We start from the raw sequence: 25,602 nt of genomic DNA, 5'->3' as shown, positions 1-25,602 counted from the left end.
TGAACCCACCCCCCAGAGCGACCCACGAGCCCGTTGGTTTCCCGGCTGCCGCGAGCGGGGTGGCTATGCTGCCAAGTTGTTGCGCGGACCGTACGCAAACGAGCGACGCCGCCCGAAGGGGGGCGGGCCCTCCGGTCCGACGAGAGCGAGGAGGCGTCCGGGCACATGGAGACCACGAGTCAGGCAGTCGCGCAGGCGCCGGCCGCGGAGGGCGCACAGCAGGTCCCCTCCGCCCGGCGCACGGTCGACGGCTACCTGCTGGCGCCCTTCCCGTGGTACGGCCTCGACGAGGCCTTCACGGGGCCGCGCTGGCTGATGCAGGTGGGTACGGCGGCCGACGGGGCCGTCGAGCACGGTTCGATCGGGCACGGCGACGAACCCTCCGTACGCACGGAGGGCACGGAGGAGCGGGAGAAGTTCGCCGTCGTGGTCACCGTCGCCGCCAACCCCGTACGCCGCAGCGCGGACGGCACCGGCCTTCTGGAGGCCACCTCGGTGTCGTCGGCGGCCTGGCTCGCGGGGGTGGGGCTGCTGTCCTTCACCTGGCCCGGCCAGATGGACCACTCGCTGCGCGACGACTGGCTGGAGCAGCAGACCGAGACCGCCTGGGCGCTCGCCGACGATCTCGACGGCCCGGCCTGGTCCACGCTGTCCCTGCCGGTCGACGGCGTGCCGACGCCCTTCCACTACCGGGAGTCCGAGTTCGGCTGGGTGCTGGCGGGGTCGACTCAGGAAGGCGTGCACGTGGGGGCGTACGGGAGAGGGATGAGCGCCTACGGCCTCGGCTTCGCGATGATCAAGGACATCTCCGTGTACGCGTGACGGGCGCGAAGGCGGAAGCCCCGCCACCGCCGACGAAGGGTTGACGCCGGGGAATCGGCACTGTCACGATTCCGGCGGCGGTGGATCCGTGTCCTTTTCCGGATCGCCTGCACCCCTCGACGAAACCACTGAACCGCGCGGCGGACCTCATCAGGTCCGCCGCGCGGTCTTTCGTTATGCGCCGGTGCGCGCGGCAAGCCTAAGGAGACGATCGTGACCGTCCACGTCCACGCATCTGCACCGAAGAAGGCCGGACAGCGCCGTCTGTCCGGCCTTCCGTCCCTGACGGGACTGCGGTTCCTCGCCGCGACGGCGGTGTTCCTCTACCACGTGACAGGGCCTCAGCTGACGCCGTTCGGCGGCGAGACCGCCCAGCGGGGCGCCCGGTTCTTCGGCGTCGCCGGCGGCCTCGGCGTCGCGTTCTTCTTCGTCCTCAGCGGCTTCATCCTGACCTGGTCGGCCCGCCCCGGCGACGGCGCCGGCCGTTTCCTGCGCCGCCGTCTGGTCAAGCTCTTCCCCAACCACCTCGTGACGTTCGGCGTGGCCCTGCTGGCGTTCGCCGCGGCCACCACCACGAGCTGGCAGCAGTGGCTGCCCAATCTGCTGCTCGTGCAGACCTGGTCCTGGGACCCGGCGATCTCCTTCGGCGTCAACGCACCCAGCTGGTCGCTCGGCTGCGAGCTTGTCTTCTACCTGTGCTTCCCGCTGCTGCACCGCGCCGTCAGGAAGATCGACGCGACGCGTCTGTGGGGCTGGGTCCTGGCGCTCGTCGCCGCCGTCTGGGCCGTCCCGGCCTTCGCCTACGCCGTACTGCCGGGCGAGATCGGCATACCCGGCTGGCAGGCGAGCACCGTTCAGAACTGGTTCGTCTACCAGCTGCCGCCGGTGCGGATGCTGGAGTTCGTGCTCGGCATGCTGCTGGCCCGGATCGTGCTCACCGACCGGTGGATCGGCGTCAGGCTGCCCACGGCGATCGCCCTGTGCGCCGTCGCCTACGCCGTGGCGCTCCAGATCCCGTATCTGTACGCCCTGACCGCCGTCTGGGTCGTCCCGATCGGCCTGCTGGTGCCCGCCGCCGCGGTTGCCGACCTGCGGGGCAGCCGGTCGCCGTTCCGCGGCCGGACGATGACATGGCTCGGCGAGATCTCCTTCGCCTTCTATCTGCTGCAGGCCAGTGTGCTCGTGGGCGGCAGCCGGTACCTGGTGGGCCACAAGCCGTTCGGCTGGGCGGCCGGTCTCGGCCTGTGCGTGCTCGCCTGGGCGCTCACCCTGGCCCTCGCCACCGTCCTGTACCGGTGCGTCGAGCGCCCCGCGATGAAGCACTGGAGCAGGCCCCGGGCCGCGGCCGGCCCCGTTTCGGTGACGGACCGTCCGGCGAGTCCGGTGCAGTGACGCACGGAAAACCCCGGGGCGATTGCCCCGGGGTTTTCCGTGCGCGTCGCCTAGAACTTGTTCTTCGGCGTGATTCCGAGCGACAGCCCGGACAGACCGCGCTGCCTCCCGCCGAGCTTCCCCGCGATCGCCCGCAGCGCGGACCCCGCCGCGGAGTCCGGGTCGGTCAGGACGACCGGCTTGCCCTCGTCGCCGCCCTCGCGCAGACGGACGTCGATGGGGATGCTGCCGAGCACCGGGACATTGGTGCCCGTGGTCCTGCTGAGGCCGTCGGCGACCAACTGGCCGCCGCCCGTGCCGAAGACGTCGACCATCTCGCCGCAGTGCGGGCAGGGCAGGCCGGACATGTTCTCGACCACACCCACGATCTTCTGATGGGTCTGGACGGCGATGGAGCCGGCCCGCTCCGCGACCTCCGCGGCCGCCTGCTGCGGAGTGGTGACGACCAGGATCTCGGCGTTCGGGACCAGCTGGGCCACGGAGATGGCGATGTCGCCCGTGCCCGGCGGCAGGTCGAGCAGAAGCACGTCCAGGTCGCCCCAGAACACGTCCGCCAGGAACTGCTGCAGCGCACGGTGGAGCATCGGGCCGCGCCAGACGACCGGCGCGTTGCCCGGGGTGAACATGCCGATCGAGATGACCTTCACACCGTTCGCGGACGGCGGCATGATCATGTTCTCGACCTGGGTCGGACGGCCGTCGGCACCCAGCATGCGCGGCACCGAGTGGCCGTAGATGTCGGCGTCGACGACCCCCACCTTCAGACCGTCGGCCGCCATCGCCGCCGCCAGGTTCACCGTCACCGACGACTTGCCGACGCCGCCCTTGCCGGAGGCGACCGCGTACACGCGGGTCAGCGAGCCCGGCTTGGCGAAGGGGACCTCGCGCTCGGCCTGGCCGCCGCGCAGCGCGGTCGCCAGTTCCTTGCGCTGCTCGTCGCTCATCACGTCGAGCTCGACGTCGACGCGGGTGACGCCCTCGACCCGGGAGACCGCCTCCGTCACGCGCTGCGTGATCGTGTCGCGCATCGGACAGCCGGAGACCGTCAGGTACACGGCGACCGCGACCGTTCCGTCCGCGCCGATCTCCACCGATTTGACCATCCCCAGCTCGGTGATGGGCCGCTGGATCTCGGGGTCGTTCACCGTCGCCAGCGCTTCGCGCACCGCGTCTTCCGTAACCATAAGGACGATGGTACGGCGCCGCACACGGCCCCCGGAAAGCCTGTCAGCGGTCGTCTACGTCACGTCCGTGCGGCCGTTCTGCCGGGAATACGACATGGCCCTCGTGACCGTGATGACCGTCACGCCGTCCGTCGACCTCCTTGACCAGGTCCTGGAGCTCGGAGCGGATCCAGTCTCGGGTGGCGACCTCCCCGAGGCCGATCCGCAGCGCGGCGACCTCGCGGGTCAGATACTCGGTGTCCGCGATCGACCGCTCATTCTGTTTGCGGTCCTGTTCGAGGTTGACCCGGTCGCGGTCGTCCTGCCGGTTCTGCGCGAGCAGGATCAGCGGGGCCGCGTAGGAGGCCTGAAGCGACAGCATCAGCGTCAGGAAGATGAACGGATAGTTGTCGAAGCGCAGGTCACGCGGGGCAAAGACGTTCCACAGCACCCACACGATGATGACGACCGTCATCCAGACGAGGAACCGGCCGGTGCCGATGAAACGGGCCACCCGCTCGGACAGCCGCCCGAAGGCCTCCGGGTCCCACTCCGGCAGCAGCCGGCGCCGCGGGGGCCGCGGCTGGTCGAGCCGGAGGCGGGGCCGGGTGGCGGCGGTGGCGCCCATGGGCGTCCGCTCGCGGGGCGTGTCGTGAACCTTGTCATGAGACCGCTCATGGGGCATGCGGAGCCACCCCCTCGTCCCCGTCGAGATGGAACTCCGTCTCCCGCCAGTCCTCCGGCAGCAGGTGGTCCAGCACATCGTCCACGGTCACCGCGCCCAGCAACGACCCGGACTCGTCCACGACCGGGGCGGCGACCATGTCGTACGTCGCGAAGAACCCGGCGACGACCGGCAGCGCCGCGTCCGGCTCCAGCGTCTGCAGGTCGTCGTCGATGATCGCGCTGACCAGGGTGTACGGCGGGTCGCGCAGCAGACGCTGGAAGTGCACGGTGCCGAGGTACTTGCCGGTCGGGGTCTCGTCGGGCGGGCGGCAGACATAGATCTGCGCGGCGAGGGCGGGCGACAGGTCGCGGTTGCGGACGCGGGCGAGCGCGTCGGCGACGGTGGCGTCCGGCCGCAGGACGATCGGCTCGGTGGTCATCAGCCCGCCGGCGGTCTTCTCCTCGTACGCCATGAGCCGGCGCACATCGGCGGCCTCGTCCGGCTCCATCAGCATCAGCAGTCGCTCCTGTTCCTCCTCCGGGAGCTCGGCGAGCAGGTCCGCGGCGTCGTCCGGGTCCATCGCCTCCAGGACGTCGGCGGCGCGCTCCTCCTTCAGCTTGCCGAGGATCTCGATCTGGTCGTCCTCCGGGAGTTCCTCCAGGACGTCGGCGAGGCGGTCGTCGTCCAGGGCGGCGGCGACCTCGGCGCGCCGCTTGGCGGAGAGATGGTGCAGGACGTTCGCGAGGTCGGCGGGGCGCAGCTGCTCGAAGGTGGCGAGCAGGCTCTCGGCGCCCTGCCCGTGCTCCTCCAGGGAGAAGCCGGTGATGGCGGACCACTCGGCGGTCAGTGTCTCGCCCTTGCGCCGGAACGCGCCGCCCTTGCCTCCCTTGCGTACGAAGACCCGGTCGATCTCCCACTCCCGGCGGGCCGGCCGCTGCTGCACCGACACATCGAGGACCGTGACCTCCTGGCCGGTCTCGACGAGAGTGACGCGCCGGTCGAGCAGTTCGCCGAAGACGAGCCGCTCGGTGGGCCGTTGCTCGAAGCGGCGGACGTTGAGCACGCCGGTGGTGATCACCTGGCCGGACTCGATGCTCGTCACCCGCGTCATGGGCAGGAAGATGCGGCGCCGGGTGGAGAGTTCGACGACCAGTCCGAGCACCCGGGGGGGCTTCCGCCCGACCCGCAGCATGACGACCAGATCCCGCACGCGGCCCACCTGGTCGCCGTTCGGATCGAAGACGGCGACGCCGGCGAGGTGCGAGACGAAGATCCGGGGGGCGCCCGCTGCCATGGCTGCGCCTCCTTTGCGTACGGGGTTCGAACCGGGGTTACGTAGGGTGCTTCGTTTCCGAATTGCCCGCTCGGGTGGGCTTCAGGCTAGCCCGTCCTGTTCGGATACGCCCTGGTGGTCGGTCCGGACGGACTGGCTCCGCTCAGCCGCCGGGGCCCCGGTACGCTGCGGTACGCCGCTCCGGACCCCCGTCAGAAAGGCAGCCCCAACTGTGACTGCGATTCCCCGGCGCCGTACCCGCAGGGCCGCCCTGGCGGGTGCGGTGTGCGTCCTTGCCGTGACGGGAACGGGGCTGACGGGATGCAGTGACGACCCGGACGCCGGCACCAACGGGGTCGGCAAACTCCCGGCCGACCGGATCCAGTCCAGGACCCGTACGGCCGCCGAGGCAGCCGAGGCGGTACGGCTGTCCGGAACCGTGGTCACCAGCGGGCGCACCTACCGAATCGACATGCGGCTCAAGGCCGACGGCGGCAGCGGTTCGGTCACCTCGGACGGGGTGGCCTTCCGGCTGCTGCGGGTCGGTGATCAGCTGTATCTGAAGGCGGACGCGAGCTTCTGGAGCCAGGCGGGCGACGACGCGGAACCGGGGGCCGCCGACAAGCTCGACGGCAAGTTCGTGAAGGTGCCGCAGGGCGACCCCGCGTACCAGAAGTTCAGCGGTTTCACGGACAAGGACGTCCTCCTCGACAGTCTGCTGACGCTGCACGGCAAGCTGGCGACGGACGGCCGCCACGAGCGGGCTGGCGTCCGCACCGTCCGCATCACCGGCGACGAGGGCTCCGGCGGCACCCTCGACGTCTCCCTGGAAGGCACGCCGTATCCGCTGCGCCTGGTACGGGCGGGCAGCGCCGGAACGCTCAGCTTCTCGGACTGGGGCAAGGACTTCACGGTGAAGGAACCGGCGAAGAACGAGACGGTGGACTACGGCAAGCAGCTCCCGACGTCCTGAATCTCCTCCTGCCTTCTCCTTTCCTTCTACTTCCGCTTCTTCTTCAGCAGCAGCCGGTGCAGACCCGCCGGGATCGGCTGACGCGTCGTCGCCGGCGACGGCAGCGGCGCCTCGGCCAGGCTGCCGTCGGGCAACGGCGCCCGCACTCCCGTCGGCTCCAGGCGGAGCACCCTGCACTCGCGCTGCCAGCGCGCCGTCATGGCCTCGCCGTCAGGGGCGTTCAGGCGCTTGCCCTTCAGCTCGGCGACCGTCGCCTCCCACTCGGGCGAGCCCGGCGTCAGCTCCACGGCCTTCGCCGCCCACGACACCAGCCGGCCGCCCTTGTCCTTGCTGCGGACCGTCACCTCGGCGCCCGCCCCGTCGGCCAGACCCGGCAGCGGCTGCTCACCGGGCCCGTCGCCGACCAGGCACGCCGCACCCTCGTGCCAGACGTGCCACAGCGCCCGGGCCGGGCCCACGGGCCCCTTGACCCAGATGAGGCCGGACTTCTTCGTGGCCTCCTCGACGAGGGCCTGGTCGAGCAGCTCGCGTGTCATGGTCCCAGCCTATCCAGGCGCCTTCACAGCCAGCCGTTCCGCTTCAGGGTGCGGTGGATGCCCAGGCACAGCATCACCGTGACGCCCAGGACCAGCGGATAGCCGTAACGCCAGTGCAGTTCCGGCATGTGCTCGAAGTTCATGCCGTACACCCCGCACACCATCGTGGGCACGGCGATGATCGCGGCCCAGGAGGTGATCTTCCGCATGTCCTCGTTCTGGGCCACGGACGCCTGCGCGAGGTTGGCCTGGAGGATCGAGTTCAGCAGCTCGTCGAAGCCGATGACCTGCTCCTGCACCCGGGCCACGTGGTCGGCGACGTCCCGGAAGTACTTCTGGATGTCCGGGTCGATCAGCCGCATCGGCCGCTCGCTCAGCAGCTGCATGGGCCGCAGCAGCGGCGAGACCGCCCGCTTGAACTCCAGCACCTCGCGCTTGAGCTGGTAGATCCGCGCCGAGTCCACACCGCGCGAGACCCCGCCCCTGCGCCCCGGCGAGAACACCTCCGTCTCGACCTCGTCGATGTCGTCCTGCACCGCGTCGGCGACCGCGATATAGCCGTCGACGACATGGTCGGCGATCGCGTGCAGCACGGCCGAGGGGCCCTTGGCGAGCAGTTCGGGGTCGTCCTGGAGCCGGTGCCTGAGCGCCCGCAGCGAGCCCTGCCCGCCGTGCCGGACGGTGATGAAGAAGTCCCGTCCGGTGAAGCACATGACCTCGCCGGTCTCGACGACCTCGCTGTTGGCCGTGAGCTGGTCGTGCTCGACGTAGTGGATGGTCTTGAAGACGGTGAAGAGCGAGTCGTCGTACCGCTCCAGCTTGGGCCGCTGGTGGGCCTGGACCGCGTCCTCCACGGCCAGCGGGTGAAGCCCGAACTCGCCGGCGATACCGGAGAATTCGGCCTCGGTCGGCTCGTGCAGACCGATCCACACGAACCCGCCTTCCCGGCGCACCTGGCGCATCGCCTCGTGCGGGGTCAGCGGCTTCGGTGTCGTGACGCGGGCGCCGTCGCGGTAGACGGCACAGTCGACCACGGCGGAGGGTGTCGAGGGGTCGCGGGTGGTGTCGTAGGCGCTGTTGTCCTTGCGCAGCGAGACGCGGGACGGGCGGACGACGGCACGCAGGTCACGGATCATCGACATGGCAGGCTCCTTCGCAACGGGCAACGAAAGGCCGCTACGACGGGTGGAACTACCCGGAATGGGGACGTCCTGACTGCGGATGTTTGGCACGTCCACAAAGCGGGGAGCACCGCACCGTCGCGGTGGCGCGCTTCGTCACTGACTCAGATCAGGCAAAACGAAACGAAGTGCTCTTCCGTGTGAAGACGCGAACGCGAGAGGTGGCAGCCGGCTAGAGCAAGAGCAGCTACATCAGCGGCCGGAAGAGCGGGTGGTACTGCACGGCCGACTTCGGTCCATCGCAGCCCCACCTCCTCCGGCCGGTCCCCCGTAGGGGAGTCTCATCGGCGTCGGGACCCGATCGCGACGCTTCTGCGTGCTGCCCCGAACCACCGGGCAAGAGTATCAGCCGACAGAAGTGTCAAGGCGCTGCTTTGCCCGGTACTGACGAGTTCTATGCTCGCGGCATGGCTGATGTTCTCCCTCTGGTCGAGGCCCGGTTGTGCTCCGCGCTGGGCGAACCGAACGCCCGCGCCGCCGTCACCTTCCTCGGCACGGAACGGATCGAGGTGCTGCGCTTCCAGGACACCGGCCCGGAGGGACCCGTCGTCCGCTACGCCACCCTCGGCATGTCCGCACAGCCGATGAGCGACCCCACCGCGATGCTGGCCGACCCGGTCGCGGGACCTCGCGCCGAGCTGATCCTGTCCGTACGGGGCGGCCTCGCGGAGACCGACAAGGTACTGCGCCCGCTCGCCGTTCTGGCCGCGTCCCCGCAGGTCGAAGGTGTGGTGGTGGCTCCCGGCGCCTCCCTCGACGTCGGTGAACCCCTGTGGCCCTCGGCCCCGTTCACCTCGGTGCTGGTCGCCGAGCCGGGCGGTCTGGTCGAGGACCTGGAACTCGACGAGCCCCTCGATCCCGTACGGTTCCTGCCGCTGCTGCCGATGACCCCGAACGAGGCGGCCTGGAAGCGCGTGCACGGCGCTGAGGCGCTTCAGGAACGCTGGCTTGCGAACGGGACGGATCTGCGGGATCCGTCGCGCCGGCCGGTTCCGCTGGACTGACGGGGAAAGTGAGCAAGCTCACCAACGGGGGGCCGGAAAGCGTCAGTTGGCAAAGACGGTGAGCTGCCCGTTCCGTCGTAGGGACATGACCGGCGGGCCGTCCTCGGACGCGGAGGACACACAGTAAGTCGGTCCGGACGGGTGATCGTCCTTGACGTGGCGCAGCAGGGGTAGGACCGTGGGGCCCTATGAGGGGCGAACCCAGTTGCCCGAAGTGTGGTGGCCGGGTCAGGGCTCCCGGACTCTTCGCCGACACCTGGCAGTGCGATGTGCACGGGACCGTGCATCCGGTGCAGCCCGTGATCCCGCCCAGCGTCGAGGCTCTCACGGTCGTCGTGCACCGTACGAAGGTGCCGGTGTGGATGCCGTGGCCGCTGCCGGTGGGCTGGCTGTTCACGGGCGTGGCCTGCGCGGGCGACGACCGCAGCGGCGGCCGTGCCACGGCGGTGGCCTGCTCCGGGCCCGGTCCGCTCGGCGGCATGGGGGAACTGATCCTCGTGGCCGAGGAGCTCGGCGTCGGCCTCGGCGCGCGGTACGCGGGCATCGACGGCCCGGACCCGGGGCCGTATCTGAACGTCGAGAAGCCGCCCCAGGCCAAGGTGCTGGCGGCCGGCCGGCCCACCCCGCTCTGGCTTGTCACCGGGAGTCCGGACGACCGTGCCGTCTTCGCGGGGGAGGCGCTCGGGCTGTGGCTGTGGGCGGTCGTATGGCCCGAGCAGTCCGGGCTGCTGATGTACGACGAGCTGGTGCTCACGGACCTGAGAGACGCAGGCGCCGAGGTGGAACTCGTGCCGTGCGGTGCCCTGTCCCCCCGGCTGCTCGAACCCTGAGAGCCTGTGACACGGGCCGGGGCTGTAGGGGGCGCTGAGCGGTTGCGGGTGTGACAGAGGGGCTCCGGATTCCCGTTATGCTGGAGCGTCCCCTTCCGCCCCGTCACCGCCTGGAGTCCGCGTCGTGCGCATCGATCTGCACTGCCACTCCACGGCCTCCGACGGTACGGACACCCCGGCCGAGCTGGTCCGCAACGCCGCCGCGGCCGGTCTGGACGTCGTCGCCCTCACGGACCACGACACCACCCGGGGTCACGCCGAGGCGATCGCCGCGCTGCCCGCCGGGCTCACCCTGGTCACCGGTGCCGAGCTGTCCTGCCGTATCGACGGCATCAGCATGCACATGCTGGCCTACCTCTTCGACCCCGAGGAGCCCGCACTGCTCGCCGAGCGCGAGCTGGTGCGGGACGACCGGGTGCCGCGGGCACGGGCCATGGTCGCCCGGATCCAGGAGCTCGGTGTGCCCGTCACCTGGGAACAGGTGGCCCGGATCGCGGGCGACGGGTCGGTCGGCCGCCCGCATGTCGCGACCGCGCTCGTCGAACTCGGTGTCGTGCCCACGGTGAGCGACGCATTCACCCCGGACTGGCTGGCCGACGGCGGCCGGGCCTTCGTGGAGAAGCACGAGACCGACCCCTTCGAGGCGATCAGGCTGATCAAGGGCGCGGGCGGCGTCGCCGTCTTCGCGCATCCGGCCGCGAGCAAGCGGGGCCGGACCGTGCCGGAGTCCGCGATCGCGAAGATGGCCGCGGCGGGGCTCGACGGCCTCGAGGTCGACCACATGGACCACGACCCGGACACCCGGGTGAGGCTGCGCGGCCTGGCCGGGGAGCTGGGGCTGCTGGCGACCGGGTCCAGCGACTACCACGGCAGCCGGAAGACGGTCGCGCTCGGCGAGTACACGACGGACCCCGAGGTGTACGGGGAGATCACCCGGCGCGCGACGGGAGCGTTTCCCGTCCCGGGGACCGGCGGGGCCTGAGGCTCACCACCTCACGTCCACCTCCGTTTTCTGTCCAGTTCTGTCCAGCAAGGCTCTTCGCTCACTCATGTTCGATGTCGCCGTCTTCGGCTCCCTGTTTCTGACCCTTTTTGTGATCATGGATCCCCCGGGGATCACCCCGATCTTCCTCGCGCTGACCGCCGGCCGGCCCCGCAAGGTGCAGAAGCGGATGGCGTTCCAGGCCGTCTGCGTGGCCGGCGGGGTGATCGCCGTCTTCGGACTCCTCGGCAACCAGATCCTCGACTACCTGCATGTCTCGGTGCCCGCGCTGATGATCGCGGGCGGGCTGCTGCTCCTGCTGATCGCGCTGGACCTGCTCACCGGCAAGACGGACGAGCCGAAGCAGACGAAGGACGTCAATGTCGCCCTCGTACCGCTGGGCATGCCGCTGCTGGCCGGACCCGGCGCGATCGTCTCCGTCATCCTCGCGGTGCAGAAGGCCGGCAGCGTCGCCTCGCAGGTGTCGGTGTGGGCGGCGATCGTCGCCATTCATGTGGTGCTGTGGCTGGTGATGCGGTACTCGCTGCTGATCATCCGGGTCATCAAGGACGGCGGCGTGGTCCTGGTGACGCGTCTCGCGGGCATGATGCTCTCCGCGATCGCCGTGCAGCAGATCATCAACGGGGTCACACAGGTGATCCAGGGGAGCTGAGGCTCCCTTGCGCCTGCGGCCAGCGCAGAGCCCCCGTACGGCGTCGGAGTCGATGCCGTACGGGGGCTCTGAAACCTGTGACGGGACCCGGCGTTACGAGACCGTGGTCCCGGCCGGCCGGATCCACAGCCGCTGTCCGATCGAGGCAGCCTGCTGAACGATACGGTTGACGGAGGCGGCGTCCACGACGGTGCTGTCCACGGGGGTACCGTCGACATCGTCGAGTCGCATGATTTCGAAGCGCATGGCTTCTCCCTTCGTCTGGTCATCCTCCTGAGGAGAACTACTGGTGGACGGCCACGGAGCACCGATGCGCCGTGTTCCATACGGATTCAACGAGCTGCGTGTTACAAACATTCCCTACGCTAAAGAAATTTTTCGAACGGCTAACTACTGACCGGTAAGGCATGTGTGCGGGACTGACCGGGACCGGTTGTGTTCGCAGCGTGACCGCCGGGACAATGGTGGCGATGAACGACGACCTCGCGGCCCTGAGCGCCCGCATCGACCGCACCAATGAGCTGCTCCAGCGCATGCTCGCCGAGGTGGCGAAGACGCCCTCGACCCATGCGATCTTCGTCGACGCGGGCTATCTCTACGCGGCCGCGGGACGTCTCATCGCCGGCACGGAGGACCGGCGCGCCTTCGACCTGGACGCCGAGGGACTCATCGAGGCGCTCATCGACCGGGCCCGCACGATCTTCGCGGACAGCCGGCTGCTGCGGGTCTACTGGTACGACGGGGCGCGCCGCCGCATCCACACCGCGGAGCAGCAGTCCATCGCCGAACTCCCCGACGTGAAGGTCCGGTTGGGCAATCTCAACGCCAACAACCAGCAGAAGGGCGTCGACTCGCTCATCCGGACGGACCTGGAGTCACTGGCCCGGCACCGGGCGATCAGTGACGCGGCTCTGCTGGGCGGCGACGAGGACCTGGTCTCCGCGGTGGAGGCGGCGCAGGGGTACGGGGCACGGGTGCACCTGTGGGGCATCGAGGCGCCGGAGGGCCGCAACCAGGCGGAACCGCTGCTGTGGGAGGTCGACAGCCAGCGCACCTTCGACCTCGAGTTCTTCAAGCCCTACGTGGCACGGCGGACGGCGCCGGCCTTCGAGGCGACCACGACCCGGCCCACCCGCGAGGACGTCCGCTTCGTCGGCGCACAGATCGCGGCGAAGTGGCTGGCGGCACGGGGCCGGGAGTCCCTGGTGGAACTGCTGCCCGGACACCCGTATCTGCCGGGTTCGGTGGACCAGGACCTGCTGGTGGAGGCGGAGATCCTGCTCCAGTACTCGCTCCGCGGCCAGGCGGACCTGCGGCGCGCGCTGCGGGACGGCTTCTGGGAGCATCTGCAGACGCTGTGCTGACTAGGGGATGTCGTCTCCCGTGCTGTCCCAGAAGTCCGCGAGGGCCCGGGCTGTCGGGAGGGGCTGGTCCGCGTTGGGCGAGTGCTCGGCTCCCGGGACGACCGTCCGGCGCGCCCCCAGCCGTACGGCCATGTCGTCGAGCAGCGTCACCGGCCAGGTGTCGTCGCTGGCCCCCGACAGAACATGGAACGGGAGCGGAACGGCGGCGAGTTCCGCCACACGGTCCGGTTCGGAGCACAACTGACGTCCGGTGGCGAGGAGTTGGGCAGGCTTGTTGCCCAGCCAGCGGCGCCGCAGCAGCACGGGGTCACCGATACCGCTGGCGGGCCCGCCGACTTCCTCCGGCGGGCCCATGGCCTGGATGGCCTCCCACACTTCGGCCATGTTCATCACCGCGAGCGCGTCCCGCAGCAGCTTCACACGCGCCTGCTGGGACTCGGAGATCTGCGCCGGGCCCGACGCCATGAGCGTGAGCGAGACGAAGGGGGAGTGGTCGAGGAGGACGGCAGCGCGCGAGATCTGACCACCGAGGGAGTGGCCGAGCAGGTGCACGGCAGTGCCGAGAGCCTCGACCTGTGCAAGCAGGTCCTGTGCCAACTCCGCTTGCGCGTAGGCCGATTCGTCGTCGTGAGGGCCGTCGGACTCGTACTGCCCCCGCCCGTCCACGGCGACGGTACGGTACCCGCGCGCCGCGAGCGGCTCGTGCATCAGCGTGAAGTCCTCCTTGCTCCCGGTGAACCCGGGAACCAGCAGGGCAACGCCCTTCTGCTCGACACCGGGCGCGACAGGGGAATCCACGACGGCGAAGTCACCACGAGCAGTCCGCAGAGGATACGAACGGGCACTGGGCGGCGGGGTGAAGGAGACTTGGCTGCTCACGGGGAGAGGGTAGCGGGTACTCAACCGCACCGGCGTTCGAGGTTCTTTCAGCCCCTCCGGACACCGACGGCCCGGCCCCATGCAGTGGGACCGGGCCGTCGGCGAGGAGATCAGCTCTCCACAGGCTCCGTTGCAGCCGTGGCCTTGCGAGTCCGCCGCCGCGGCGCGGCCTCCGGCTCGGCAGTGGCCTGCGCGGGGATACCGGCATCGACGCTGTCGGCGGCCTTGCGGGTACGACGCCGCGGCTTGGTCTCCACAGCTTCCGCGGTGTCGACGGCCGTCTCGGCCGCGGCAGCGGTCTTCCGGGTGCGGCGGGGTTTGGTCTCCGCGCCCTCGGCGGTGTCGACGGCGGCGGTCGCTGCGGTCTTGCGGGTCCGCCGCGGCTTGGTCTCCACAGCTTCCACGGCCTCCGCGGTGTCGACGGCCGTGTCGGCCGCGGCCGCGGTCTTCCGGGTGCGGCGAGGCTTGGTCTCGGCGGTGTCCGGGGTTGTTGCGGTCAGGGCAGTTGTGGTGGTCTTGCGGGTGCGGCGGGGTTTGGTCTCCGCGCCCTCGGCGGTGTCGACGGCGGCGGTTGCCGCGGTCTTGCGGGTCCGCCGCGGCTTGGTCTCCACAGCTTCCACGGCCTCCGCGGTGTCGACGGCCGTCTCGGCCGCAGCCGCGGCCTTCCGCGTCCGCCGCGGCTTCACCTCGGTGGTCTCCGGCTCCTGGGCCACCGCCTGCACCGGGACCTCAGCGCCGGCGGCAGGAGCGGCCTCAGCGACCTTGCGCGTACGACGGCGCGGCTTGGCCTCCACGGCCTCGGCCGTGTCAACGGCGGCCTCGGCCGCCGCCTTGCGCGTGCGACGGCGCGGCTTGGCGGCGGCACCCTCGGGCTCCGCGGACTCCACAGCCTCGGGGGCCGGCGAAACCTCCGCAACCGGCGCCGGCTCCGAAGCCTGCACGGCCTCCATCACACTCTCCGCCGAAGTGACCGTCGCCTCAGCGGACTTGCGGGTCCGGCGGCGACGCGGCTTCGCGGGGGCCTCGGCGGCGGGATCCGCGTCCAGCGTGGGGCCCTCCGCCGTCGTCACGGCGGCTTCCGCCGCCGGCACCGACTCCGCCGCCCCGCCACGGGTGCGGCGACGCCGGCGCAGGGTGCGCGGCGCGGTGGCGTCCTCCGCTGCCGTGCCGCTGTCGGCCACGACCGCCGCGGACGTGTCCTCCGCCGTCGTATCCGCGGCAGCCGGGTCCGCCTGCAGCGATGTCCCGCCACGCGTGCGACGGCGTCGGCGCGGCGTACGGGCCGGACGCTCACGCTCGGCGGACCGGGACTCGTCACGGCCGCCGCGACGGTCACCACGACCGCGGGCACCACGGCCGCCGGTCTCGCCCAGGTCCTCCAGCTCCTCCGCGTCGAGCCCGGCGCGCGTGCGCTCCGAGCGCGGCAGGACACCCTTGGTGCCCGCGGGGATGCTCAGCTCCTCGAAGAGGTGGGGGGAGGTGGAGTACGTCTCCGGCGGGTCGTTGAAGTTCAGCTCCAGCGCCTTGTTGATCAGCTGCCAGCGCGGGATGTCGTCCCAGTCCACGAGCGTGATCGCCGTACCCGACGCGCCCGCGCGGCCCGTACGGCCGATGCGGTGCAGGTAGGTCTTCTCGTCCTCGGGGGACTGGTAGTTGATGACATGCGTCACACCCTCGACGTCGATGCCGCGGGCGGCGACGTCGGTGCAGACGAGCACATCCACCTTGCCGTTGCGGAACGCACGCAGCGCCTGCTCACGGGCGCCCTGGCCGAGGTCGCCGTGGACCGCCCCGGAGGCGAAGCCGCGACGCTGGAGCTGCTCGGCGATGTCGGCGGCCGTGCGCTTGGTGCGGCAGAAGATCATCGCCAGGCCCCGGCCCTCGGCCTGGAGGATACGGGCGACCATCTCCGGCTTGTCCATGGAGTGCGCGCGGTACACGTGCTGCGCGATGTTCGCCACGGTCGCGCCCTCGTCGTCCGGCGCCGTGGCGCGGATGTGCGTGGGCTGCGACATGTAGCGGCGGGCCAGTCCGATGACCGCGCCCGGCATGGTCGCCGAGAACAGCATGGTCTGGCGCCTGGCCGGCAGCATGTCGATGATCTTCTCGACGTCGGGCAGGAAGCCCAGGTCGAGCATCTCGTCGGCCTCGTCGAGGACGAGCGACTTGATGTGCCTCAGGTCGAGCTTCTTCTGGCCCGCGAGGTCGAGCAGCCGGCCCGGGGTGCCGACGACGACGTCGACGCCCTTCTTGAGGGCCTCGACCTGCGGCTCGTACGCCCGGCCGCCGTAAATGGCGAGAACGCGTACATTGCGCACCTTGCCCGCGGTCAGCAGGTCGTTGGTGACCTGGGTGCACAGCTCGCGCGTGGGAACGACGACGAGCGCCTGCGGGGCGTCGGTGAGGTCCTCGGGCTCGGCGCGCCCGGCCTCGACGTCGACGGGGACGGTGACGCGCTCGAGGAGCGGGAGGCCGAAGCCCAGCGTCTTGCCGGTGCCGGTCTTGGCCTGGCCGATGACGTCGGTGCCCGAGAGGGCGACGGGGAGCGTCATCTCCTGGATGGGGAAGGGGTTCACGATGCCGACGGCTTCGAGGGCCTCGGCGGTCTCGGGAAGGATCCCGAGCTCTCGGAAAGTGGTAGTCAGGGTGCTGCCTCTTCTGTGTGTGCGGCGCGAGGCGAGCGCGGGGGTCGTGTCAGACCGTGCCGGGGACGTCGGCTGCCTTACGGGCAAGCCGTAGGACACGGGACCACGCCGACGCTCTAGCGCTCGTACCGCTGAGGGTCCCTCCGGACTCCGTACGCACACTGTCGTACGGACGAGGAGGGCTGTCGGGTCGGAGCCGATCGGGCCACCGACCGGGCATCCTCATTCGTGCGGCCCGTCGAATACTCGGCGGGCGCATTACCACTGTACCCCGGAAACGCGCACATGCGATGGCCGATTTGGTCACGTAGTCGTCGTCACAGTGATTGACCAGGGACTTCCGCCGTGCGGCGGGCGGGCTATTGTGCGCTTCATGACGACGCCTGACAACACCTCTGACGCCCCGGCGGAAGCCTCGGACACGGTCACCGGAGTCGCGGCCCAGGACTGGGCGCGGGCCTCCGCCGACCCGCAGTACCGGGCCGCCGTCGTGGATCTGCTCGGCGCTCTCGCGTACGGCGAGCTCGCGGCCTTCGAGCGGCTCGCGGAGGACGCCAAACTGGCGCCGACGCTGACGGACAAGGCGGAGCTGGCGAAGATGGCGTCGGCGGAGTTCCACCACTACGAGAAGCTGCGGGACCGGCTCACCGAGATCGGCGCGGAACCGACCGAGGCGATGGAGCCGTTCGTCGCCGCGCTCGACGGCTTCCACAAGCAGACGGCGCCCTCGGACTGGCTGGAAGGGCTCGTCAAGGCGTACGTCGGCGACTCGATCGCCAGCGACTTCTACCGGGAGGTCGCCGCCCGCCTCGACTCGGACACCCGCGAGCTCGTCCTGGCCGTCCTCGACGACACCGGGCACGCCGGCTTCGCCGTCGAGAAGGTGCGCGCGGCGATCGACGCGGACCCTCGGGTGGGCGGGCGGCTCGCGCTGTGGGCGCGCCGGCTGATGGGCGAGGCGCTGTCCCAGTCTCAGCGGGTGGTCGCCGAGCGGGACGCACTGTCGACGATGCTCGTGGGCGGGGTCGCGGACGGCTTCGACCTCGCGGAGGTCGGCCGCATGTTCTCCCGCATCACCGAGGCGCACACAAAGCGAATGGCGGCACTGGGGCTTGCCGCCTAGCCAGTGCCCCAACAGGCACTAGCGACGGTCTCGTAGCCGGTGACGGTCTCGTCGCCAGTGACGGTCTCGTCGCCAGTGACGGTCTCGCGGTGACGCCGACGCTCCCGGGCCGCGGTCACGCCGGCGCTGATCGTCGCCGCAGTCTCCCGGCCGGGCGCAGCAGCAGGGACAGCGAGGCCGCGGAGACGACCGCCGCGCCGACGAGGATCAGCAGGAAGTGGCCGGGGCCGAGTGCGCTGTGCGTGAGGAACGCGCCGAACAGGGCGCCCGCCACGCCGGTCGCCAGCACCATGGAGCGGGACGGAAGGCGGTGGGACAGCCGGTGGACCGCCGCCCACGCCAGGACGAGACCGAGCAGCGCGGAGCCGAGCGCTTCCAAGAACATGATGTGAGTCCCTCCCACGGCCGGCCTGCCCGTTGCGGTCGTAGCCCGTCTTACCCGTGACCTGCGGAATGCAACCCTCATCCGGGGCCGAGGTGTGCTGCATCCGTGGGACGGATTCCGCGCGGAAGAACGAGTGCGGAGGAACGGGAGAGGGGCCCGGCGACCTGATGCCGCCGGGCCCCTCTCGTCGTGTCTTTGTTACAGCGCGCCGAAGCCCACCTTGCGCGGCGCAGGCTCGCCCAGCTCCACGTAGGCGAGGCGGTCGGCCGGGACCAGGACCTTGCGGCCGTGCTCGTCCGTGAGGCTCAGCAGCTGCGTCTTTCCGGCCAGTGCCTCGGACACCACGCGCTCGACCTCCTCGGCATTCTGGCCGCTCTCCAGAACGATCTCGCGGGGCGCGTGCTGCACGCCGATCTTGACCTCCACGGCTATGTCCCTCCGACGGTCAGTGAAGTGCGCGACCTTCCGCGCCGTACCCAGCACACATTAGCCCGGTGAGGGGACGTACACGCTCCGTCCGAGCACGCCAGGAGCGAACAGCGGGCGGGAACAGACGCCCGGGGCTCCGTGTCAGTGCGGCTCGGTGCCGTGCAGCGGGAAACCGGCGATGCCGCGCCAGGCCAGCGAGGTCAGCAGCTGGACCGCCTCCTCACGGGGGACGCTGCGGTCGCTGTGCAGCCACGAGCGGGCCACCACCTGGGCGAGGCCGCCGAGGCCGGAGGCCAGCAGCATCGACTCCGCGCGCGAGAGGCCCGTGTCCTCCGCGATGACGTCACAGATCGCCTCGGCGCACTCGACGGTGACCTTGTCGACGCGCTCGCGCACCGCGGGCTCGTTCGTCAGGTCCGACTCGAAGACCAGACGGAAGGCGCCGCCGTCGTCCTCGACGTACGCGAAATAGGCGTCCATGGTCGCCCGTACGCGCTGCTTGTTGTCGGTCGTCGACGCCAGTGCGCCCCGTACGGCCTGGATCAGTGACTCGCAGTGCTGGTCCAGCAGTGCGAGGTAGAGGTCGAGCTTGCCCGGGAAGTGCTGATAGAGCACGGGCTTGCTGACACCGGCCCGCTCGGCGATGTCGTCCATCGCGGCCGCGTGGTAGCCCTGCGCCACGAACACTTCCTGGGCGGCGCCCAGCAGCTGGTTCCGTCGGGCACGTCGCGGCAGGCGCGTCCCTCGCGGGCGGGCCGCCTCTGTCTGCTCGATGGCTGTCACGCCGCCTCCCAATGTCGTCCACATGCGGTGTGCGCCGCGCCGCCATCGTACTTTTCGGTAACCGTGGTGTGCGCGGTGAGAGCGCAGAATTTCACGGACCGGACAGCGACGAAAGCCGCGCAGAGTGTTTCAGACGGGGATGGTGCGGGCATTGGGCGCCCCACCCCTGCTCAGTGGCGCCCTTTCGGACACGTCTGGATACGTCACCCTGCCGCCCTGCGTCACCGGTAGTCGTCCTCGTCGATGGAGACGACGCGGGCCTGTTCGATGAGGTCGGCCTCGTTGGCCCGGTCCGCGTCCACACCGGTCAGCGGGTCGTCCCGGTCCGGCCTGACGTCCGCCCGCTGCTCCGCGGCGTCGCCCTCGGGGGCCTCGACGTCGGACTCGGGGACTTCCTGCGTGTTGTCGTTCTCGAACGTCTCGGGATCGGTGGGGTCGACGCTCATGGCGGGCTCCCTTCCTAGAACGTCCCTGGGCGAAACAGGGGGCCACATGCGGGTGCCCTGCGTACGAGCCTAGGAGACAGGCGATCCGGACGCTATCGATCCGCACGTCTTCTGTGACGGCCAACACACGGGTCCGGGTGTGATCGTCTCGTAACATTGCGGCATGTCTTCGACCGAGCTGCCGTCCGTGTCGGCCTCCAACGTGCTCCCGGTCGTGGCGCCCGTCAGGGTCGGGGAGGGAGAGCGGCTCAGGTCGGTCGGGCTGCCGGGGGTCACCCTGTCCGTACGGTCGAGACCGCCGGCGCGCGAGGGGCTCCCTCCGGCGCTGTACGTCCACGGCCTCGGAGGTTCCTCCCAGAACTGGTCGGCGCTTATGGAGCAGCTCGAGGACGTCGTCGACGGCGAGGCCGTCGACCTGCCCGGCTTCGGCGACTCCCCGCCGCCGGACGACAGCGACTACTCCGTCACGGGGCACGCGCGCGCGGTCATCCGGTTTCTCGACGCGTCCGGGCGCGGGCCTGTGCATCTCCTCGGGAACTCGCTCGGCGGTGCGGTCACCACGCGCGTGGCCGCGGTGCGGCCCGACCTCGTCCGTACGCTCACCCTCGTCTCGCCCGCGCTGCCGGAGGTGCGGGTCCAGCGCACCGCCGTGCCGACGGCGCTGCTCGCGGTGCCGGGCGTGGCCGAGCTCTTCACCCGGTTCACCAAGGAGTGGAGTGCGGAGCAGCGGGTCCGCGGGGTCATGGCCCTTTGCTACGGCGATCCCGGCCGGGTGACCCCGGACGGGTTCCGTTACGCCGTGCAGGAGATGGAACGGCGGCTGCAGCTGCCGTACTTCTGGGACGCGATGACACGCTCCGCGCGCGGGCTCGTCAACGCGTACACGCTGGGCGGGCAGCACGCGCTGTGGCGCCAGGCCGAGCGGGTCCTCGCCCCGACGCTCCTCGTCTACGGGGGCCGGGACCAGCTCGTCGGCTTCCGTATGGCCCAGAAGGCGGCCCGCTCCTTTCGCGACTCCCGCCTGCTCACCCTGCCGGACGCGGGACATGTGGCGATGATGGAGTATCCGGAGACGGTGGCCGGTGCGTTCCGCGAACTCCTTGCGGACACGGGTGAGTTGGCTGAGGATGGTGCTGCGGGCGAGAGTGCCGGGAATGCGGTCGGCTCGCGCACTGCCGAGAGTGCGGGGAGCTGAGGGCCGAAGTGGGACGCCACAGCCGCCGCGGGTCCGCCCGGCCCGCCGCCGAGGGTGACACCGCGGACGCTGCCGCGAGGGCAGCACGGAGCTCCGCGGGTTCTCGAGCCCGGCAGAACGCGCAGGGGACGTCGCCGTACCCGGGCAGCACACCGCCGCACGGCATGCCCGGGTTCCAGGAGGGCGCGCCTGCGCACGGGGCGCAAGGGTTCCAGGAGGGCGCGCCTGCGCACGGGGCGCAAGGGTTCCAGGAGGGCGCGCCTGCGCACGGGGCGCGAGGGTTCCAGGAGGGCGCGCCTGCGCACGGGGCGCGAGGGTTCCAGGAGGGCGCGCCTGCGCATGGGGTACCGGGGTTCCCGGAGGGCGCGCCTGCGCATGGGATGCCGAGGTTCCCGGAGGGCACGCCCGCTCGCGGCTTTCCGCGGTTGCCGGACGGTACGCCTGCGCATCGTTCTCCGCGGATGCCGGAAGAGGGCACGCCTGGACGCGGCTTTCCGCGGACGCCGGAAGAGGGCACGCCTGCGCGCGGTTTTCCGCGGCTTCCGAACGACGGTACGCCCGCCCGCGGCATCCCCCGGCTTCCGGACGGCAGCCCTGCTCATGGCGCCCCGCGGCTTCCCGACGCCACCCCCTCCCATGGTTTCCCCAGGGTGCGTGGGGGTCACCCCGAGCAGCGTGAACACGGTGGCGGCTGGGGGGAGTTGGGTGGACACGCCGCGGACGGGTATGCCGGGCGGACCGAGGCTCCTCGCCGGCCGCAGCGGTCGGCGCCGGCTGGGCCGCACCACGCCCACGTCAACGCCTTCGACGAGGACGTCGACGTCTTCGCACCCCGTACGCCCGTCCCCGCGGCCGACGGCCCCGTCGACCCGTACGCCTCCGTCACCGACTGGGACGCCCTTCCCGAGCCCGGGGCCCGGCCCACCGAGGGCGACGCCTCGCCGCAGGGCGAGCCCGCTGGGTCGCAGGGCTCCAAGGGGCGGACGTTCACCGGGATCGCGGCGGCCGCCGTCACCACCGTGCTGGCCGTCGTCGTGGCCGGCCAGGTCGCGGGCGGGCACGACGACACCGCCGCACCGTCGCAGTCCGCGAGCGACCAGGCCAGGGACGCCCGGGACCCGGCCTCGCGCGGGGACGGGCGGCCGACGCCCTCCGGTGCTCCCGGCCCGGCTCTTCTGACGTACGACCAGAAGATGGGCAAGGCGTACGCGCTCAGCCCCGCGCTCCAGGGTTCCGGCAGGTTCGACGCGGTTCCCGGCATCGACAAGGCGCCGGGCACGGGGCAGAAGTACACGTACCGCGTGGACGTGGAAGAGGGGCTCGGCCTGGACGGCGAACTCTTCGCGCAGGCCGTGCAGGAGACGCTCAACGACGACCGGAGCTGGGCCCACAACGGCGCCCGCACCTTCGAGCGCATCCACTCCGGCAAGCCCGACTTCGTGATCACGCTCGCCAGCCCCGGCACGACCGCCACTTGGTGCGCCAAGTCCGGCCTCGACACCACCGAGGACAACGTCTCCTGCGACTCGGCCAGCACCGAGCGCGTGATGATCAACGCCTATCGATGGGCGCAGGGCTCCACGACGTACGGCGATCGGATACACGCCTACCGGCAGATGCTGATCAACCACGAGGTCGGCCACCGGCTCGGCTACAGCCATGTCACCTGTGACAAGGACGGCGAGTCGGCCCCGGTCATGCAGCAGCAGACCAAGTTCCTGGACCACGACGGAATCCACTGCAGGGCCAACCCCTGGCCGTATCCCGGCAGCAGCTGACACCCCCGTGACGTTGCGTATGCAACTCATCTCTTAGCGCGACGAAACGCGGTAGTCACGGGAAAGTTACGACCGTTCACCCCTTTTGGTGGCGTGATGGACAACCGTCCGTCGCGCCACCGACCTGTCCGCATACCTTCGTCCCGCTGCGAGCCGCCGGGTCAACGGCGGCTCCTCATACGGGAGATCGGGGGTGCGTTCGTGCGCATCGGACTGCTTACGGAGGGTGGCTATCCGTATGTGAGCGGTGAGGCGAGGCTCTGGTGCGACCGGCTCGTACGCGGGCTCGGGCAGCACGAGTTCGACATCTACGCGCTCAGCCGAAGCGAGCGCCAGGAGGACGAGGGCTGGGTCCCGCTGCCACCACAGGTCCGCAGGGTGCGCACCGCACCGCTGTGGACGGCCGAGGACGACGGCGGCGGGCGCGGGCGTGCCGCGCGCCGCCGGTTCGCGGAGTGCTACGGGGAACTGGCGGCCGTGCTGTGCACGGCGGGCCCGTACGGTGGCTCCGGCCCGCCCCTGGAACTGTGGGCCGGGACGGCGGATCCGCTCGCCACCGAGGCGGACCGTTTCCGCAGTGCGCTGTACGGCCTGGCCGAACTGGCCCGGGACGAGGGCGGGCTGGTGGGAGCGCTGCGCTCGGAAGCCGCCGTGAACGCCCTGGAACGCGCCTGTCGTGCGCCCGGCACTCTCCGTGCGGCGCGCGAGGCCCGCGTACCCCAACTGCTCGCCGTGGCCGCCCACCTGGAGCGCGCCCTGCGCCCCCTCTCGCTCGACTGGTACGGGGACGACGGCCTCGGCTCGGTCGACCTGTGCCACGCGGCGTCCGGCGGCCCGGCCGCGCTGACCGGGCTGCTCGCGCACCACTTCTTGGGCGTGCCCCTGCTGGTGACCGAGTACGGCGTTCAGCTGCGGACGCACTACCTGGCCGCCGCGGAGTCCTCGCCCGCGGTACGGGCGCTCCTCGCCGCCTTCCACGGCAGGCTCGCGACCGAGATCTACGACCGGGCCGCGCTCATCACCCCCGGCAACGCCCACGCCCGCCGGTGGCAGGAACGGTGCGGCGCCGACCGCGCGAAGCTGCGCACCGTCTACCCGGGCATGGACGCCTCCCACTTCACGGAGGTGGGCGAATCGCCCAGGTCCGCGGACCCCGACACGCTGGTCTGGGTCGGCCGGGTCGAACCGGCGAAGGACCTGGTGTCGCTGCTGCACGCCTTCGCGGATGTGCGCAAGGAAGAGCCGAAGACGCGCCTGCGGATCGTCGGCGCCCCCGCGGGCCCCGAGGGCACGGCCTACCTCGGGCACTGCAAGGCGCTGGCGGCGCAGCTCTTCCCCGACGAGGCCGATGGCCTCCACGAAGTCGGCGACAACCCCGTCTCCTTCATGGAGATCGGCGGCCCGGAGGTCCCGACCCTCGCCGACGCCTACGCCACGGGGGCCGTGACCGTGCTGTCCAGCGTCGTCGAGGGCTTCCCGATCAGCCTGGTCGAGGCCATGTTCTGTGGTCGCGGCACGGTGTCCACGGACGTCGGTGCGGTCGTCGAGGTCATCGGCGGCACGGGGCTCGTCGTGCCCCCGCGCAACCCCCGGGCGCTCGCCGAGGCGTGTCTGGCACTGCTGCGCGACCCGGAGCGCCGCGAACGCCTGGGCGCCGCCGCACGCGCCCGCGCGCTCGAACTCTTCGCCGTCGAGCAGAACACCGCGGCATTTCACGGCATTTACCTGGAGATCGTCTCCCACAGTCCGGTCCGTCGAGTCGTCCTCGACGCCACCGGAGAACCGCTTCCCTTCGCCGCCCCCGCAGAGGCTCATGTACCCGGCCGCTGGACCGAACCGGCCGCACGTGCCGTGACCGGCGGCATCCCCGGCTGGGCGACGGCGGAGCCACCGTTCCGGACCGCGGACCCGGTCCCCGCTGCGGAGGGGGCACGATGAGCGGCCTGGCGGACCCCGTGAAGGTCCTGATGCACCGTCACCGCGAGCTCTGCGAACGGGCCGTGGACCCCTTGGAGATCGCGGCCGGGCTGGAGGCCCACGGCGTCACCGACCGGACCGCGGCACGCTTCCGCCACCGGGACGTCTTCTCCCTGGCCGAGGAGATGTACGCCCGCGTCCCCCGCGACGCCGAGACGCCCGCCGGCACCGCCGCCCCCGCGCCCGTCCGGGCACGCGCCGACTGGGCCCTCCTCGCCCTGCTGCCCGGCGCACTGTGCACCGCGGCCGTGGCCGGCCTGCACCTCACCCACGGCCAACAGCGCCCGATCGCAGCCGCAGTGGGCGCTCTGGCGGTGGCCCTCGGCCTGCGCGCCGCCCTCGCCCGCGGCCCGCTCGGCCTCAAGGACCACATCCGGTCCGGTTCCCGCGCGACCGGCTTGTGGACCTGCTGGCTCGCCGCCTACGCACTCCTCGGCGACGGCCTCCTGCGGGCCGCCCTCGCCGGAGGCCCCGACAGGCTGCCCACGGGTGCCTCCGACGGCCCGTGGCCGCTCGCCGCCGCCCCCGTCCTCGCCCTCACGCTCTCGTGCGCCCCCGCCGCCTGGTGCGCGCACCTCTTCGCCGGACGCGCCCGCCGCAAACTGACGGCCAGCCGAAGCCTGGAGGACTTCACCGCCTCCGCCACACCCCTCCTCCTGGGCACGTTCGCCCTGTACCTGTGTTCCCTCACGGCCTTGTCGGCCCTGTGCGGCACGGTCCTGGACGAGCCCGCCGGCCATGCCCAGGCCATCGCCCTCGGTGCCCTCCTCTTCCTCGCCCGCCTCCTCACTCTCCACGGCTTCACCCGCGCGCCCGCCCTCGTCCTCGCCGCGACGGCCACGGCCCAGGCGACCGCCCTGGCCACCGTCTTCGCCGCCCGCCTGCCCGGATGGGACCTCCTGATCACCCCCGTAAAGACGGTGGTCGGCATGGGGGGCCCGGCCGGCGTCCCCACGGCCACCTGCGGAGCGGCGGCCCTGGTCCTCCTCGTCCACGCGACGCGCAGGCTGACCAGAGCGTCGGCGCACACACCGACGGACCAGCCGTGGTGACGCGGCAGGAACCCCCGTGACGCCCCGGCCGTCCGCGGCGCACCCCCCAC

General features: G+C 71.3%; 25 protein-coding genes. 13 read left to right on the top strand and 12 right to left on the bottom strand.

The annotated features are described in order from the left end of the window. Positions 1-165: 165 nt before the first annotated feature. Positions 166-822: a hypothetical protein gene (locus F7R91_RS11105; RefSeq protein ID WP_150947123.1), complete on the top strand. Its 657-nt coding sequence runs from the start codon at positions 166-168 to the stop codon at positions 820-822. Between the two features lie 213 nt (positions 823-1,035). Beyond that, on the top strand, positions 1,036-2,214 hold the full coding sequence (locus F7R91_RS11100; protein ID WP_150947121.1) for an acyltransferase family protein: 1,179 nt from the start codon (positions 1,036-1,038) through the stop codon (positions 2,212-2,214). 50 nt (positions 2,215-2,264) lie between these two features. On the opposite strand, the gene F7R91_RS11095 is transcribed toward F7R91_RS11100, so the two are convergent. Genes F7R91_RS11095 through F7R91_RS11085 form a run of 3 tightly spaced genes read right to left on the bottom strand, consistent with a single transcriptional unit; the run spans position 2,265 to position 5,338 of the window. Beyond that, a complete protein-coding gene (locus tag F7R91_RS11095; RefSeq protein WP_150947119.1) occupies positions 2,265-3,398 on the bottom strand; it encodes an Mrp/NBP35 family ATP-binding protein in 1,134 nt (377 codons plus the stop codon). Between the two features lie 43 nt (positions 3,399-3,441). Further along, on the bottom strand, positions 3,442-4,062 hold the full coding sequence (locus F7R91_RS11090) for a DUF1003 domain-containing protein (RefSeq protein ID WP_150947117.1): 621 nt from the start codon (positions 4,060-4,062) through the stop codon (positions 3,442-3,444). Beyond that, a complete protein-coding gene (locus F7R91_RS11085) occupies positions 4,052-5,338 on the bottom strand; it encodes a magnesium transporter MgtE N-terminal domain-containing protein (protein WP_150947116.1) in 1,287 nt (428 codons plus the stop codon). Before F7R91_RS11085 ends, F7R91_RS11090 begins: the two co-directional genes overlap by 11 nt. Before the next feature lie 211 nt (positions 5,339-5,549). Here F7R91_RS11085 and F7R91_RS11080 point away from each other — a divergent pair, with 211 nt between their 5' ends. Then, the gene (locus F7R91_RS11080; RefSeq protein WP_191971436.1) at positions 5,550-6,290 is read left to right on the top strand and encodes a hypothetical protein; all 741 of its coding nucleotides are present in this window, start codon (positions 5,550-5,552) and stop codon (positions 6,288-6,290) included. 26 nt (positions 6,291-6,316) lie between these two features. Here the strand turns inward: F7R91_RS11080 and F7R91_RS11075 are convergent, their stop codons facing one another. Together F7R91_RS11075 and F7R91_RS11070 are read right to left on the bottom strand one after the other, a co-directional pair. Further along, the gene (locus F7R91_RS11075) at positions 6,317-6,826 is read right to left on the bottom strand and encodes a hypothetical protein (RefSeq protein WP_150947114.1); all 510 of its coding nucleotides are present in this window, start codon (positions 6,824-6,826) and stop codon (positions 6,317-6,319) included. 23 nt (positions 6,827-6,849) lie between these two features. After that, positions 6,850-7,968 carry a magnesium and cobalt transport protein CorA gene (locus tag F7R91_RS11070; protein ID WP_150947112.1) on the bottom strand — a complete coding sequence of 373 codons (1,119 nt, stop codon included), beginning with the start codon at positions 7,966-7,968 and terminating at the stop codon, positions 6,850-6,852. Positions 7,969-8,414: 446 nt separating this feature from the next. Here F7R91_RS11070 and F7R91_RS11065 point away from each other — a divergent pair, with 446 nt between their 5' ends. The 4 genes from F7R91_RS11065 to F7R91_RS11050 all read left to right on the top strand — a co-directional run bounded on the left by F7R91_RS11065 (position 8,415) and on the right by F7R91_RS11050 (position 11,496). Further along, positions 8,415-9,011: a suppressor of fused domain protein gene (locus F7R91_RS11065; RefSeq protein ID WP_150947110.1), complete on the top strand. Its 597-nt coding sequence runs from the start codon at positions 8,415-8,417 to the stop codon at positions 9,009-9,011. A gap of 188 nt (positions 9,012-9,199) precedes the next feature. Continuing rightward, positions 9,200-9,841 (top strand): DUF6758 family protein, encoded by a 642-nt coding sequence (locus F7R91_RS11060; RefSeq protein ID WP_150947108.1) that lies wholly within the window; start codon positions 9,200-9,202, stop codon positions 9,839-9,841. A gap of 124 nt (positions 9,842-9,965) precedes the next feature. After that, positions 9,966-10,823 (top strand): PHP domain-containing protein, encoded by an 858-nt coding sequence (locus tag F7R91_RS11055; RefSeq protein WP_150947106.1) that lies wholly within the window; start codon positions 9,966-9,968, stop codon positions 10,821-10,823. A 67-nt stretch (positions 10,824-10,890) separates the two neighbouring features. Continuing rightward, entirely contained in the window at positions 10,891-11,496 is a 606-nt protein-coding gene (locus F7R91_RS11050; RefSeq protein WP_150947104.1) for a MarC family protein, read from the top strand. Between the two features lie 93 nt (positions 11,497-11,589). Here the strand turns inward: F7R91_RS11050 and F7R91_RS11045 are convergent, their stop codons facing one another. Then, a complete protein-coding gene (locus tag F7R91_RS11045) occupies positions 11,590-11,742 on the bottom strand; it encodes a hypothetical protein (RefSeq protein WP_150947102.1) in 153 nt (50 codons plus the stop codon). A gap of 224 nt (positions 11,743-11,966) precedes the next feature. Between F7R91_RS11045 and F7R91_RS11040 the strand changes: the two genes are divergently transcribed. Further along, complete coding sequence (locus F7R91_RS11040; RefSeq protein WP_191971435.1) at positions 11,967-12,860, top strand: NYN domain-containing protein; 894 nt, start codon at positions 11,967-11,969, stop codon at positions 12,858-12,860. Here F7R91_RS11040 and F7R91_RS11035 read toward each other — a convergent pair whose 3' ends face one another. Beyond that, positions 12,861-13,739: an alpha/beta fold hydrolase gene (locus F7R91_RS11035; RefSeq protein WP_150947100.1), complete on the bottom strand. Its 879-nt coding sequence runs from the start codon at positions 13,737-13,739 to the stop codon at positions 12,861-12,863. A gap of 110 nt (positions 13,740-13,849) precedes the next feature. Continuing rightward, entirely contained in the window at positions 13,850-16,291 is a 2,442-nt protein-coding gene (locus F7R91_RS11030; protein WP_150947097.1) for a DEAD/DEAH box helicase, read from the bottom strand. A 466-nt stretch (positions 16,292-16,757) separates the two neighbouring features. Between F7R91_RS11030 and F7R91_RS11020 the strand changes: the two genes are divergently transcribed. Further along, positions 16,758-17,507, top strand: a complete 750-nt coding sequence (locus F7R91_RS11020) for a ferritin-like fold-containing protein (RefSeq protein ID WP_191971433.1) — start codon at positions 16,758-16,760, stop codon at positions 17,505-17,507. Positions 17,508-17,622: 115 nt separating this feature from the next. On the opposite strand, the gene F7R91_RS11015 is transcribed toward F7R91_RS11020, so the two are convergent. From F7R91_RS11015 to F7R91_RS11000, 4 genes are all read right to left on the bottom strand, one after another. Next, entirely contained in the window at positions 17,623-17,892 is a 270-nt protein-coding gene (locus tag F7R91_RS11015; protein WP_150947092.1) for a hypothetical protein, read from the bottom strand. 198 nt (positions 17,893-18,090) lie between these two features. Next, positions 18,091-18,318 carry a DUF3107 domain-containing protein gene (locus F7R91_RS11010; RefSeq protein WP_150947090.1) on the bottom strand — a complete coding sequence of 76 codons (228 nt, stop codon included), beginning with the start codon at positions 18,316-18,318 and terminating at the stop codon, positions 18,091-18,093. 144 nt (positions 18,319-18,462) lie between these two features. Then, a complete protein-coding gene (locus F7R91_RS11005; protein WP_150947088.1) occupies positions 18,463-19,104 on the bottom strand; it encodes a TetR/AcrR family transcriptional regulator in 642 nt (213 codons plus the stop codon). A gap of 221 nt (positions 19,105-19,325) precedes the next feature. Then, positions 19,326-19,550 (bottom strand): hypothetical protein, encoded by a 225-nt coding sequence (locus F7R91_RS11000; RefSeq protein WP_150947086.1) that lies wholly within the window; start codon positions 19,548-19,550, stop codon positions 19,326-19,328. A gap of 163 nt (positions 19,551-19,713) precedes the next feature. Here F7R91_RS11000 and F7R91_RS10995 point away from each other — a divergent pair, with 163 nt between their 5' ends. The 4 genes from F7R91_RS10995 (at position 19,714) to F7R91_RS10980 (ending at position 25,552) form a co-directional block, all read left to right on the top strand. Beyond that, positions 19,714-20,745 carry an alpha/beta fold hydrolase gene (locus F7R91_RS10995; protein ID WP_150947085.1) on the top strand — a complete coding sequence of 344 codons (1,032 nt, stop codon included), beginning with the start codon at positions 19,714-19,716 and terminating at the stop codon, positions 20,743-20,745. A gap of 8 nt (positions 20,746-20,753) precedes the next feature. Then, positions 20,754-22,523, top strand: coding sequence for a DUF3152 domain-containing protein (locus tag F7R91_RS10990; protein ID WP_408056024.1), 1,770 nt, complete (start codon positions 20,754-20,756; stop codon positions 22,521-22,523). 201 nt (positions 22,524-22,724) lie between these two features. Further along, a complete protein-coding gene (locus tag F7R91_RS10985; protein ID WP_225320601.1) occupies positions 22,725-24,461 on the top strand; it encodes a DUF3492 domain-containing protein in 1,737 nt (578 codons plus the stop codon). Further along, the gene (locus F7R91_RS10980; protein WP_331000545.1) at positions 24,458-25,552 is read left to right on the top strand and encodes a hypothetical protein; all 1,095 of its coding nucleotides are present in this window, start codon (positions 24,458-24,460) and stop codon (positions 25,550-25,552) included. Before F7R91_RS10985 ends, F7R91_RS10980 begins: the two co-directional genes overlap by 4 nt. Positions 25,553-25,602: the final 50 nt, after the last annotated feature.

This window comes from Streptomyces luteolifulvus (assembly GCF_008806595.1).
GTDB lineage: Bacteria > Actinomycetota > Actinomycetes > Streptomycetales > Streptomycetaceae > Streptomyces > Streptomyces luteolifulvus.
The sequence above is the reverse complement of the archived record's forward strand: the minus strand, read 5'-3'. Positions and strand labels throughout refer to the sequence as shown.

Excerpts from the sequence above, each read along its gene's own strand:
- F7R91_RS11105 (WP_150947123.1), top strand. The coding sequence starts at position 166 with ATGGAGACCACGAGTCAGGCAGTCGCGCAGGCGCCGGCCGCGGAGGGC.
- F7R91_RS11095 (WP_150947119.1), bottom strand. The coding sequence starts at position 3,398 with ATGGTTACGGAAGACGCGGTGCGCGAAGCGCTGGCGACGGTGAACGAC.
- F7R91_RS11090 (WP_150947117.1), bottom strand. The coding sequence starts at position 4,062 with ATGCCCCATGAGCGGTCTCATGACAAGGTTCACGACACGCCCCGCGAG.
- F7R91_RS11085 (WP_150947116.1), bottom strand. The coding sequence starts at position 5,338 with ATGGCAGCGGGCGCCCCCCGGATCTTCGTCTCGCACCTCGCCGGCGTC.
- F7R91_RS11075 (WP_150947114.1), bottom strand. The coding sequence starts at position 6,826 with ATGACACGCGAGCTGCTCGACCAGGCCCTCGTCGAGGAGGCCACGAAG.
- F7R91_RS11070 (WP_150947112.1), bottom strand. The coding sequence starts at position 7,968 with ATGTCGATGATCCGTGACCTGCGTGCCGTCGTCCGCCCGTCCCGCGTC.
- F7R91_RS11065 (WP_150947110.1), top strand. The coding sequence starts at position 8,415 with ATGGCTGATGTTCTCCCTCTGGTCGAGGCCCGGTTGTGCTCCGCGCTG.
- F7R91_RS11060 (WP_150947108.1), top strand. The coding sequence starts at position 9,200 with ATGAGGGGCGAACCCAGTTGCCCGAAGTGTGGTGGCCGGGTCAGGGCT.
- F7R91_RS11050 (WP_150947104.1), top strand. The coding sequence starts at position 10,891 with ATGTTCGATGTCGCCGTCTTCGGCTCCCTGTTTCTGACCCTTTTTGTG.
- F7R91_RS11045 (WP_150947102.1), bottom strand. The coding sequence starts at position 11,742 with ATGCGCTTCGAAATCATGCGACTCGACGATGTCGACGGTACCCCCGTG.
- F7R91_RS11040 (WP_191971435.1), top strand. The coding sequence starts at position 11,967 with ATGAACGACGACCTCGCGGCCCTGAGCGCCCGCATCGACCGCACCAAT.
- F7R91_RS11030 (WP_150947097.1), bottom strand. The coding sequence starts at position 16,291 with ATGACGCTCCCCGTCGCCCTCTCGGGCACCGACGTCATCGGCCAGGCC.
- F7R91_RS11020 (WP_191971433.1), top strand. The coding sequence starts at position 16,758 with ATGACGACGCCTGACAACACCTCTGACGCCCCGGCGGAAGCCTCGGAC.
- F7R91_RS11015 (WP_150947092.1), bottom strand. The coding sequence starts at position 17,892 with ATGTTCTTGGAAGCGCTCGGCTCCGCGCTGCTCGGTCTCGTCCTGGCG.
- F7R91_RS11000 (WP_150947086.1), bottom strand. The coding sequence starts at position 19,550 with ATGAGCGTCGACCCCACCGATCCCGAGACGTTCGAGAACGACAACACG.
- F7R91_RS10995 (WP_150947085.1), top strand. The coding sequence starts at position 19,714 with ATGTCTTCGACCGAGCTGCCGTCCGTGTCGGCCTCCAACGTGCTCCCG.
- F7R91_RS10980 (WP_331000545.1), top strand. The coding sequence starts at position 24,458 with ATGAGCGGCCTGGCGGACCCCGTGAAGGTCCTGATGCACCGTCACCGC.